This window comes from Gilvibacter sp. CC01 (assembly GCF_055755295.1).
This window is the reverse complement of sequence record NZ_CM146909.1, coordinates 2,716,353-2,728,418: the sequence shown is the minus strand read 5'-3', so window position 1 is coordinate 2,728,418 and position 12,066 is coordinate 2,716,353. Positions and strand designations below refer to the sequence as shown.

Below are 12,066 nucleotides of genomic sequence, written 5' to 3'. Positions count from 1 at the left end.
AGCTGAATTATTTTTTCTGAAGAATTTCAGGTGTGACCACCTCTGGATGATCAACATCTTGCTCCTTAGCCTTGGAAATTTCTTCTTCGCTCAGGTCCAAACATTCGAAATCAGAGTTCTTACTGATGAATTCTGGAATAAGAGATTTCATTTTGGTCACAACACTGTGGTCGTCGTGATGCAAGGCTGCTTCTATGATCTTATTTATCTTTTTGCTGACAAAATCAAAGTCTTTGATCACATCGCGAGCAATTAAGATTTTCTCATGATGCGTTGGCAAAGCATGGCTGGAATCACTAATAAGCTCTTCGTAAAGCTTCTCGCCCGGACGTAGACCAGTAATTTTTATGGCGATGTCCTTATCTGGTTCATAACCTGCCAGTTTTATCATTTTTTTAGCTAGATCCATGATCTTAACAGGCTCTCCCATATCGAAGATATAGATCTCTCCCCCTTTACCCATGGCTCCAGCTTCCAAAACGAGCTGGCAAGCTTCTGGGATGGTCATGAAATAGCGGATAATATCTGGGTGCGTAATAGTTACGGGGCCACCTTTCTCAATTTGTTTCTTAAAGAGCGGCACCACACTTCCGTTAGATCCTAATACGTTACCAAAACGCGTAGTTATGAACTTAGTCTCAGAGGCAGTTCCTTCACCGTTCACGTAGTAGTTTCGCGACTGCACATACATCTCGGCAGCCCTTTTAGAGGCTCCCATCACATTACTCGGATTCACTGCCTTATCGGTAGAAACCATCACAAAACGATTTACTTTGTTTAATACCGCTAGGTCTGCAAGGTTCTTAGTTCCATAAATGTTTGTGATCACCGCCTCCGGAGAGTTGTCCTCCATAAGGGGAACGTGCTTATAAGCCGCCGCATGATAGATCACGTCAATATTGTACTTCTTAAAGAATATTCCCAATCGGTTGCGATTGGCCACGTCACAGATCAAACATTTGATATTCAGATCTGGATGATTGTTCTTCAGTTCGAGTCTTAAGTTGTGCAATGGCGTCTCCGCCTGATCCAATACCAACACCAACTTAGGGTTGAAATTGGCCAATTGTCTCACGATCTCGCTTCCGATGGATCCGGCACCGCCCGTCACCAATATGGTTTTATTGCTGAGTTGCTTTATCTTTTCATCGTTGTGTAGAACGATAGGATCTCTTTCTAACAAGTCCTCGATCTGTAGGTTCTTTAACTGGTTGGCTACGGATTTGTTCTCACTCCAGTCTAGAACAAGTGGTGAATTATACACCTTCATATCGTGTTCTAAACAGTCTTCCACTATAGCGAATTTCTGATTAGCAGAAAGTTCACTTCCAGACATGATAACAGCGGTTGCATTGAGTTCTTTGATCTGATCGCTTAACTTGCTCTCTAACTTGATCACCGGTTTACCCAAGATCTGTAAACGCTTATTAATGTTTCGCGTGGCCACAAAACCTTGTATTTGGAATCGCTGCGGATGCTCAATGTCTAAAGCAGCGGCAATAGAGATCGCATTTTCATCTATACCAATAATAACCGCTTTTTCCATTTCTTCGCCCACCTGAGCGATCTTAAAGTATTCGAACAACTGCTTAACAGCTAGCCTGAAAAGGAATAAGAATGTGAAAGAGAAGAAAAGGTAAAGTACTAATGAAGAGTTCAAGAAGATCTTTTCCCCCTTAATAGCAAGCATGGAATAGTTGAATACCAACAATACCCCAAAGGTACTCGCAGAAGCAAAAAGCAACTTCAAGGCGTCCATATAGGAGCTGTGTCTAATAAGTCCTGCATAGGTCTTAAAAAGCAACATAAACCCAAAATGAACCCCTATGATCATTAAGACCTGTTGAGTTGCATTGAGTAATTTTAAATATTGAATCTGTAGATCTTGCATGACTATCGCTGTCAATACGATAGAACATACCAACAAAAAGGTATCTATAAGTAATACACACCACCTGGGCAGATACTTTAAACTACGTACGTCTAATGTATTGTCCTTAGAAGATAGTATTATTCTAAGTGCGCTCTGTAATTTTCCTGACATAAGCGATTGCTTTGTGCTACTTCATAAACTGAAGTAATGCCTCCTTTATTCGATGCCGATCATCGTCGGTCATATTCGATCCAGAAGGCAAACACAAGCCTTTTTCAAACAATTTTTCTGCCGTGCCATCCCCGTAGAACATGGTGTCTTTAAACACAGGCTGCAGGTGCATCGGCTTCCACAAAGGTCTGCTTTCTATGTTAAATTCATGCAAAAATATACGCAAATTTTCATTATTATGCCGTTCATCGGACATTTTAAATGTTACAGCCGATAGCCAATGATTGCTGTAGGAGTCATTATCAGGCTCGCTAAAAACCTCAACAAGATCAAAATCGGCAAAAAGTTCGCGATAGAACTCATGATTCTTTCTACGTAGTTCTACGTGTTTATCCAGCACCTCCATCTGCCCCCTGCCTATACCTGCCACAATATTGCTCATCCGATAATTATAACCGATCTCTGAGTGCTGATAATGAGGCGCATTATCTCTGGCCTGGGTTGCCCAGAATATGGTCTTTTCTTTTTGGGCCTCGGTACGGCAAACCAAGGCGCCACCACCAGAAGTGGTGATTATCTTATTACCGTTGAATGATAATATGGAAAGATCCCCGAAAGTACCACACTTTCTTCCCTTATAGCTGGATCCCAAGGCCTCGGCTGCATCCTCTATTAGAAAGATCCCATACTGCTTACAAATGGCCTCTATTTTATCTATTTGCGCCGGCATACCATATAAATGAACCACCATAACAGCTTTGGGTTTAACCCCTGCCGCCAAACGACTTTTTATGGCATTCTCCAAATGGTTGGGACACATGTTCCAGGTACTGGTTTCGCTATCCACAAAAACAGGAGTTGCTCCTTGGTAGATTATGGGGTTTGAAGTACCGCAAAAGGTGAAACTTTGGCAAAGCACCTCATCACCCGGGCCTACTCCTGCATGCAATAACGCAAGGTGAATGGCAGCTGTACCAGATGACAAACATGCTACATGATCATTACCGCCCAGATAATCCTCCAGAGCCTTTTCAAAACCGGTCACATTAGGCCCCAGAGGTGCTATCCAGTTTTGCGCGAAGGCCTCGTTTACATATTGCTGTTCGGTACCTCCCATATGGGGTGAGGATAACCATATTTTTTTTTCCAAACCTAAAAAATTCGCTTTCCAGGATTTCCAAAATAAGTCCCAGGTACATTAATATTCCTTACTATGACTGATCCTGCTCCGATTTTAGTGCCTTTGACAACTCTAATGCCAGGAAGAACGACTGATCTTGAACCAATAAATACGTCGTCTTCAATAACGGCGTTACCACCAATATCAACATTTGCCATTATATTACAGTAATTTCCAATTTTGACATCATGACCAATTTGAGACCCACTATTGATTAGCACTGCATCTCCAATATCACAATTACAAGAAACAACTGTAAATGGTGTGCGCACAAGACCTAAACCATTAGTCGAATGTTTACCGGATAAAGCAAGATCATGTTCAAAATTTAATATTTCGAACCCACCATACTGATAGTATATATCTAGAACTTTACGTTTTATTTTAGAATCGGCAATGCCTATTATTAAATTCTTAGCTTCTCGAAGAACATCAATATTCAGGCCTCCTAAAACCGGCAGCGTTGATTTTCCATTAGTTACATTCGGATTATCATCCACAAATCCAGACAATTTAAATTCTTTAGAAAGATTTGAGCGGTCAAACCAGCTTTCAATCTCTCTACCAAGGCCACCACCTCCTATGATTGCCACTTCAGATTTATTGAATAGAGTATCCACCGTCTATTTTTATGTTTTGACCCGTCATCCAAGTGGATTGGTCAGATAAAAGAAATATGATAGAAGGTACAACTTGTGAAACCTCACCAATACCTAAGGGATGCATAGATTTTATACGTTCAACATTCTCGTCAGCCAACGAAGCAAAAAACTTAGCTGACATGGGTGTATTAACCACACCCGGAGAAATAGCATTCACCCTAATCTTTCTAGGGGCAAACTCTAAAGCTGCGCTCCTAACAAGACCTAAAAGTGCTGATTTTGTTGAGCAATACCCGGCTATTCCTGGTTGTCCTAATTCACCCATAACAGAGCTAACCAACACGATAGAGGCCCCAGTATTTATCAATTTCTTTTTTCCAAACATTCGCAATAGCTCAAAATTCGAAAAAAAGTTCAAATTAAAAAGTTCCTTAATCTTCTCTGCGTTGTAAATACTTAGGGGTATTGTTTCTTCTCGGCCAGCCGACGAAACGAATCCATCCAATTTAGTGTTATTACCTAAAGCACTCGCAATGGCAATTTTGATACCTTCAATATTGGTCAAATCAAAACTAATAAACGTAAATCTTTCATTCGAGCTGACTTCATCAGGAACTTTATTCAAATTTCTTCCGACACCAAAAACGTTTGCTCCTTGCGACAAAAGTTCTTTTGTAACGCCTAAACCAATTCCTGAGGTTGCACCAGTAACCAAATAATTTCGGCCTTCTGTTTCCTTAAAAATCATTAAATCTCATTTAGTTCGTAGATCGTAGTATTCTCTGTGAGTTTAGTTATACAATTAGCCCAGTTCAATCCGGCGCCATAACCACAAAACAGAACTTCACGCTCCTTGTTACTCTCTAATTCGGAAACGATCAACAACGGAATTGACACCCCGCTGGTATTTCCAAAACGTTCTATGTTTAACACAATTTTTTCTTGGGGAATACCTAAGATCCTAGAAATCTGCTTAATTATGAATCGATTGGATTGATGGAAACAAAACACATCTATGTTTGCTGCTTTCTTACCTGTATCTTCGAATAAAATAGTGATACTTTTTGGTATTTCTCTCAATGTAAAATCAAATACACGCGGACCATCCATATAAAGATTTGTGTTATTCCTAACACTGCCGTTATCGTCAATCAAATCATCTAAAGAACTGTCATTAAAAGGTTCACGTGCTCCGCCTTCGGGCACCATAATTGCATCCGCATTGTCCCCATCTGAAAAATAGTTAAAATAGGCACTTGCGGAGGACGATTCGTCTTTTTCTATTATTAAAGCTGCCGCTCCATCACCGAAGATAGCTGCAGTAGACTTGTCCTTTAATGACAACAGCTTAGAAAGTGTCTCGGCCACAACGAATAGTATCTTACCATTGATTGACTGAGCCATAGAATAACATACACCAAGACCTTGCACGAAGCCTGCACAGCCGGCATTAATGTCAATACAGAGCACTTCAGGTTCGAGTCCTAAACGTTTTTGAAGAAGATTAGAAGTAAATGGTATTTTATAATCTGGTGTTTGACTTAAAAAAATCAGCGCTCTAATCTCGTCTTTACAATTCTCCTCCTTCAGTAACCGATTCGCCGCATCAAAACCAAGATCTGACGCAGTAACATTTTGGTCCGCAAATCTTCTTTCTTTTATTCCGGTTGTCTTTTCGAACTTGTTTAGTTCTTTCTCGGTAAAAGTATCAGCGAATTCCTCTCTTGTAACTGTTTTCTTTGGTACACTAGCTGTTATCGCTTTAATTATGATATTACTGAAAGATTGGATCATGATCAGTCAAACTTTTCGTTGCCAATACGATCGGCAATAGACTCCAAGGTGCTCAATGCTGCAATATCATCTGCGTTTAGAATTACATCGAAATTATCGGAAACGAATCCAATTAAGACCATTGCTGTCATGGAATCCCACTCATCAAGATCCTTAATATTAGTGTCCTTATCGACTGTCTCTTCAATCTCTAATTCTTCAATTAATTCTTTATAAAAATCTTCTTTAGTCATCTTTTAATATTGAGTTACAAATTTGTATTAATTGTTATTAAACCACCGCTCCAGGAAAGCCCTACTCCGAAACCTATTACAACAATATCTTCACTCTTATTAATTGACGAGCTGTATTGCTTTAGTGCGATAGGTATAGTGCTAGAAACTGTATTTCCAATCATTTTCATGTTGTTATAAAACTTTTCTTTTGGGATCTTTATCCTCTTTCTAAGATATTCCAACATATAAGAATTTGCCTGATGAAAAATAAACTGATCTACACTTTCTATTGTTTTATTATTTAATCTTAGAACTTCTTGTGTAAAGCGAGGTATTTCTTTAGAAGTAAAATTAAATATTTCAGGACCGTTCATAAACAGATGGTTGTCCGAATAAATGCTTGTGCCAAATTCTTTCTCAACACTTGATTCGTCCCTTGGATACTTACAAGCTCCATTTTTTACTATTAACTTGTCGTAACCAGAACCATCGCTACCAACTTTAAATGATCCTATTAAACTATCCTCACTATGACCGATCAGTGTAGCGGCAGCCGCATCACCAAAAATTGATCGATTAGTTCTGTCCTTAGGATGGATATAACGACTATAAGTTTCTGCGGTAACTAATAGAACGTTTTTTGCTTGATTGGACTGTATAAACGCTTTGGCCATACTTAGACCATAGGTAAATCCTGAACAACCTAAATTAAAATCAAAAGCACCTACATTATTCGACAGGCCCAATCTATCTTGCAGAATACAAGCAGTAGTTGGTAAAAAATACTCTGGACTCTGTGTGCAATATAGAATATAGTCCACCGTATTTAAATCACAACCACGAGTTCTCAGCTTCTCGCAAGCCAATACTGCAAGATCTAAGGCGGTTTCGTCGGTAACAACACGCCGCGAATGAATACCAACCTTCCGAGCAAACTTGTCAAAATCGTAATGCGGAAACTCTTCCTGAAGTTGCATGTTATCAACCTCCTTATCTGGCAGGGCGTACTCAATTGCTCGTATTTTAGATCCCATCATATAAACATTGGTAAAAATAATGCAAGTTCCTATTGCACTAAAATATTTTATTGATAACCTTCAAACCTATTCATCGTAATTCCTTCAGAATTTGTAATTCCTTCACTAATAAATACCTTTTTTACTGTTAAAAACAATATCCTAAGATCTAAATAAAAACTTTGATTATTAACGTAATACACATCAAAATCAAGTTTGCGTTTCCACGAGATCGCATTGCGACCGTTTACTTGAGCCCAACCAGTTATACCGGGTATTACATGGTGCCGCTTACGATGCTCCGCAGAATATAACTCCAAATATTCTGGTAATAAAGGCCTCGGTCCAACTAAGCTCATATGGCCTAAGATCACATTTATCAGTTGTGGTATTTCATCTAAAGAGGTTTTTCTGATGAATGCACCTAATTTTGTCAAACGTTTATCGTCAGGGAGCAGGTTTCCATTGATGTCCCTTTTATCAGTCATAGTTTTGAACTTAATGATCTTGAATAATTTGGCATTCTTACCTGGACGAACTTGAAAAAAGAAAGGGCGTCCATTGTTATTGAAAATCAGCAAGATCGTCAAAAAGACAAAAACCGGCAGCAATAGCAAAATCATAACTAATGCCGTTACCCAATCCAAAATTGGTTTTAATATGTTTTTATATAGGCTCATTCGACATTCTATCCATTATAACCTCATAAGCATTAGCAACCAATAAATTCTTACAAAAATAATTGTATCCGTTCATTCCTAACTGCTCGTGCAATTTTTTGTCATTACGAATTTGATTAATTCGCTGTACAATCTCTTCCATGTTGTCAAAGGTGTTCCAAAAACCCGCTTTAATTTCGTCCTGTACCCAACTACCGAAGTCTGTACTGCGATCGACAATAGCTACGACCGGCAACTTAGCGTTAAAATATGAGAGCACTTTGGATGGAAGATTCGGAATCGTAAAGCGCTCATCAAGACTTATCAAACCAATATCGGCCATTTGCATAACCTCAAAATATCGATCTCTTGGAAGGGCATCAATCAACTTAATGTTATATAGCTTTCTTTTAGAAATCTCAGTTTCTAGTCTTTTTGCCTCAGTCCCGGAACCAACAATGACCATACTTAATTCTGAATCGTGCCTATAGTTTTCCGCAAGGTGAAGTAAATTCTCGATCTTTTGAGGCTTGCCAATATTACCTCCAAAGAACAACACGAACTTACCGCTAACTTTAAACTTCTCCTTTAGTTGTTCTTTAGTTTTTTCCGAAACCGTTATTTTGCGTTGCCAGTTCCGTAATATGTGAAGTTTTTGTTCTAATACCTCAGGGTTGTTCTGTTTAACATAAGATACATTAGCTGGTGACATGCATCCGATATGGTCTGCATACGAATACATCTTCTTTTCCATTTTTCTAAAAAAGGTATGTATCGCCCCTTGTTTTCTCATAAAGCCTAAATCCACCGCATTTTGTGGAAATATATCTCTAAGAATCAAATAGTATTCTGCGTTAAATTTTTTTTTAATGTAACAGGCCAGTTTTGCCAAAGTTATTGGAGGAGTTGGTGTTATAACCAAATCAAAATCCACCGATTTAGGCAAATATTTCTTTAATGCTCTTTTGTAAGCTATAGGAAGTAACATATTAGAAATTCCCTTCTGAATATTACCAACATTCTGATGTTTTGGGACTTTAGCTCTAATAACATGCAACTTTCCTTCTTTTGAATACCCAACATTCTTTTGGTCTGAAGTCGACGCAAGTATATAGACCTCATGCCCTCTATCACTGAACTCTTCCATCAAATCCGAGTACAGACTATTAGCCTGTCCTAATTTAGCAAAGGTCAAAGCTAAGTAAAGAACTTTAGGTTTCATTTAGCTGTTATTTTTTGACCACACCACCCGATTCACATAATCGGTATAGGATATGATGATACGCACTACTTTTTCTGAGACATTGGGCATGCTGTAATCGGCTACCGGCCTGAAATTGCGCCCGGGGTTTCGCTGCTGTACAGATAGAGCCTGCAAACCCTGCAAAATTCGCTCCTGCTGCAGCCCTACCATCATTACCGAGGCTTCTTCCATGGCCTCAGGGCGCTCGTGGGCCTGGCGAATATTGAGTGCGTGAAAATTTAAAATAGAAGACTCCTCGCTGATGGTGCCGCTATCGGACAATACTGCGAAAGCATTGGCCTGCAGGGCATTGTAATCACTAAAGCCAAGAGGTTTTAAGAATTGAACGTTATTGTGTGTCTTAACCTCTTTAGCCGCAAGCATATTGCGCGTTCTGGGATGGGTAGATACTATAACGGGGTAATCGTACCTATCTGCTATGGTATTAAGGGATTCAATGAGCCCGTTAAAGTTATCAGGGTCACTGATATTCTCCTCGCGGTGTGCAGAAACCACAAAATACTCGTGCTTGTTTAGCTTTAGCCGCTCAAGCACATCCGAGGTCTCAATTTTATCTTTGAACTGGTTAAGTACCTCGAACATAGGGCTACCGGTCTTTATCACGCGGTCGGGTGATAAACCCTCGCGCAACAGGTATTCCCTGGCTATATCGCTGTAAGTGAGGTTTATATCAGAAACATGATCCACTATCTTACGGTTGGTCTCCTCCGGTACGCGCTGATCGAAACAACGGTTGCCCGCCTCCATATGGAATACGGGTATCTTGCGTTTTTTGGCCGGGATGGCGCAAAGGCAGGAATTGGTATCGCCCAGCACAAGGAAGGCATCGGGCTTAACTTCTTCTAAAATGGGGTCTATAGCGATCAAAATACGGCCTACGGTCTCTGTAGCATTCTTCCCTGCAGCTTCTAGAAAGTGATCGGGTCTTCTAATGCCCAGGTCCTCAAAAAAGATCTCGTTAAGTTCGTAATCGTAATTTTGGCCGGTATGCACTAAAATGTGCTCAATGGCCGGGTTGGCATCCAGGGCCTTCATCACACAGGCAAGGCGAATGATCTCTGGTCTTGTCCCAACAACCGTAACCACTTTTAGTTGTTTCATCGGTAGGTTTTTCTGCAGACAAAAATAGGTTTAAAAATTCACAAAAACTACCCTTTAGTCTACTGTTTCAAAGTAAGTATCGGGGTCTGCGGGGTCATAGGGTTCATTGATCCAGAAGAGTGTAATGAGCTCGGTATAACCAATATTGGTGATGTTATGGGTATACCAGATGGGCATATCCACATAGGCAGGGGTATCACCATCCAGGATATATTCATAGACCTTATCGGTGTTGATCTTTCTTAGTTTTATGGATGCCTTACCACTGATAACTGCAAAACGCTCTACTTTACGGGTATGGTAATGGTTGCCCCGGGTTATTCCCGGCACAGTGGTAGAATAAGACGATTGCCCGGCCGTAGCGGCACGCATGATCTCAACAAAGGCTCCCCTATCATCGGTGTGTTTGGTGAACTTACGCGGAAAGTAGTCCTTAGGGATAAAAGAGGTAAAAGTGTTGAAAAGATTAAGACTGAAGGGATCGTTGATATCCGGAACGGCGCCTTTGTCTACATAGGTCTCTTTAAAGTTTTCCAATTTCTCTAGGATCTCAGACACCTTGTGTTTTGAGGTTGGGGCTACACTATCGATATAAGCTCCTTCGCGCTCATTGATGATGTTTAGGTAAAATGCTTCCAGTAACTCATTGATATAAATGAGAGAAACCTCGGCATCCTGATGAATACTGGGTTGCTCACCGTGATTCAACTGGTGGCAGAAAGTGGCGATAAAAGAGTTGTAGAATGGCACACCAAAAGGCCCAAATACATTGGGAATCACCATAGAGGCAACAGTAGCCTTGTTTTTTGCTGCCCAATCTTCTAAGGCTTTGCGCCCATCGCGCTTGGATTTTCCATAGAGGTTATCGCGCTCCTCCTGGGTAGATGAACTGAAGATGATTTTGGGGGTAACTGCAGCTTCCTCACAAGCACTTATAAGCTTATTGACAAGACCTACATTGGTATCGTAGATGACTTGTTGGTCCTCATGACGATTCATCGCAGCTATGTGCACAATGACATCGCATTGGCTCACCCACTGCTTGAGCAGCTCTTGGTCATCAAAAACACTGCGGTCATAGGCCACGCGCTGTACGGTCTCAGTTTTTGTGCCCAAAAAGTTGAACAAATGGTGGCCCATAAAGCCTTCCTGCCCGGTAATTCCAACTTTTATCATACCTGGTTATTTATGTCTTCCCGAATGAAATCGAGCTTTAAGAGCAATTCTTTCATTCCTGCTACATCCAACCTGTGGGTATTGTGGGAGTGGTAATCTTCTATAGCACTCATATCCACTTCTCCTTTGGAATAGTAATTGGCGTAGTTAAGATCGCGGTTGTCCGCAGGTATTCGATAATAATCACCCAGGTCCTCAGCCTTTATAACCTCCTCTCGGGTAAGAAGGGATTCGTATAATTTTTCCCCGTGTCTGGTTCCAATGACTTTAATACCAGCATCGCTCTTGTAAAGCTCCTTGAGGGCCTTTGCCAATACCTCAATGGTAGCAGCAGGCGCCTTTTGTACGAACATATCCCCGGGGCGGGCATTGTTAAAGGCGAATAAGACCAGGTCTACTGCATCTTCTAATGTCATCATAAAGCGGGTCATATTAGGGTCTGTAATGGTAAGATCATTGCCGGCTTGCATTTGCTCGACAAATAATGGGATAACAGAACCACGCGAAGCCATAACATTACCGTAGCGGGTACCACTAATTACCGTGTTGCCGGAATTTCTGGATTTGGCTACCAGTACTTTCTCCATCATGGCCTTAGAGATACCCATAGCGTTGATGGGGTACACCGCTTTATCGGTGCTTAGTACCACCACATTGGCCACATTGTTCTTAATGGCGGCCTCTAACACATTCTCGGTACCCAACACATTGGTCTTTACGGCCTCCACAGGGAAGAACTCACAAGAAGGCACTTGCTTAAGGGCTGCGGCGTGAAAAACGTAATCAACCCCACGCATGGCAATGTCTACAGCCTTGTAATCGCGTACATCGCCTATATAGAATTTCACCTTAGGGTCTGACAGTTTGCGTCTTAGATCGTCTTGCTTTTTTTCATCACGAGAGAAAATGCGGATCTCAGAGAAATGATCCGTATCTAAAAAACGCGACAGTACAGCATTACCGAAAGAACCTGTACCACCCGTGATCAATAATTTCTTATTCTTTAATTCCATAG

The 12,066-nt window shown here is 40.8% G+C and carries 12 protein-coding genes; all 12 read right to left on the bottom strand.

The features are described 5' to 3' along the window. Positions 1–7: 7 nt before the first annotated feature. Genes AC0J2F_RS12895 through AC0J2F_RS12840 form a run of 12 tightly spaced genes read right to left on the bottom strand, consistent with a single transcriptional unit; the run spans position 8 to position 12,064 of the window. Entirely contained in the window at positions 8–2,044 is a 2,037-nt protein-coding gene (locus AC0J2F_RS12895) for a polysaccharide biosynthesis protein (RefSeq protein WP_473007998.1), read from the bottom strand. Between the two features lie 16 nt (positions 2,045–2,060). After that, positions 2,061–3,194, bottom strand: a complete 1,134-nt coding sequence (locus AC0J2F_RS12890) for a DegT/DnrJ/EryC1/StrS family aminotransferase (RefSeq protein WP_473007997.1) — start codon at positions 3,192–3,194, stop codon at positions 2,061–2,063. A gap of 2 nt (positions 3,195–3,196) precedes the next feature. Then, a complete protein-coding gene (locus tag AC0J2F_RS12885; RefSeq protein WP_473007996.1) occupies positions 3,197–3,844 on the bottom strand; it encodes a PglD-related sugar-binding protein in 648 nt (215 codons plus the stop codon). Further along, positions 3,825–4,574, bottom strand: a complete 750-nt coding sequence (locus AC0J2F_RS12880) for an SDR family NAD(P)-dependent oxidoreductase (RefSeq protein WP_473007995.1) — start codon at positions 4,572–4,574, stop codon at positions 3,825–3,827. Before AC0J2F_RS12880 ends, AC0J2F_RS12885 begins: the two co-directional genes overlap by 20 nt. Next, positions 4,574–5,620, bottom strand: coding sequence for a ketoacyl-ACP synthase III (locus tag AC0J2F_RS12875; protein WP_473007994.1), 1,047 nt, complete (start codon positions 5,618–5,620; stop codon positions 4,574–4,576). The genes AC0J2F_RS12880 and AC0J2F_RS12875 overlap by 1 nt, the downstream gene beginning before the upstream one ends. A 2-nt stretch (positions 5,621–5,622) precedes the next feature. After that, entirely contained in the window at positions 5,623–5,853 is a 231-nt protein-coding gene (locus tag AC0J2F_RS12870) for an acyl carrier protein (protein WP_473007993.1), read from the bottom strand. Positions 5,854–5,867: 14 nt separating this feature from the next. Further along, on the bottom strand, positions 5,868–6,872 hold the full coding sequence (locus AC0J2F_RS12865; protein WP_473007992.1) for a 3-oxoacyl-ACP synthase III family protein: 1,005 nt from the start codon (positions 6,870–6,872) through the stop codon (positions 5,868–5,870). Between the two features lie 47 nt (positions 6,873–6,919). Further along, entirely contained in the window at positions 6,920–7,531 is a 612-nt protein-coding gene (locus tag AC0J2F_RS12860; protein ID WP_473007991.1) for a sugar transferase, read from the bottom strand. Then, the gene (locus tag AC0J2F_RS12855; RefSeq protein WP_473007990.1) at positions 7,518–8,732 is read right to left on the bottom strand and encodes a glycosyltransferase family 4 protein; all 1,215 of its coding nucleotides are present in this window, start codon (positions 8,730–8,732) and stop codon (positions 7,518–7,520) included. The genes AC0J2F_RS12860 and AC0J2F_RS12855 overlap by 14 nt, the downstream gene beginning before the upstream one ends. Then, positions 8,733–9,875 carry a non-hydrolyzing UDP-N-acetylglucosamine 2-epimerase gene (gene wecB, locus AC0J2F_RS12850; RefSeq protein ID WP_473007989.1) on the bottom strand — a complete coding sequence of 381 codons (1,143 nt, stop codon included), beginning with the start codon at positions 9,873–9,875 and terminating at the stop codon, positions 8,733–8,735. Positions 9,876–9,929: 54 nt separating this feature from the next. Beyond that, the gene (locus tag AC0J2F_RS12845; protein WP_473007988.1) at positions 9,930–11,051 is read right to left on the bottom strand and encodes a polysaccharide biosynthesis C-terminal domain-containing protein; all 1,122 of its coding nucleotides are present in this window, start codon (positions 11,049–11,051) and stop codon (positions 9,930–9,932) included. Beyond that, positions 11,048–12,064 (bottom strand): polysaccharide biosynthesis protein, encoded by a 1,017-nt coding sequence (locus tag AC0J2F_RS12840; RefSeq protein WP_473007987.1) that lies wholly within the window; start codon positions 12,062–12,064, stop codon positions 11,048–11,050. The genes AC0J2F_RS12845 and AC0J2F_RS12840 overlap by 4 nt, the downstream gene beginning before the upstream one ends. Positions 12,065–12,066: the final 2 nt, after the last annotated feature.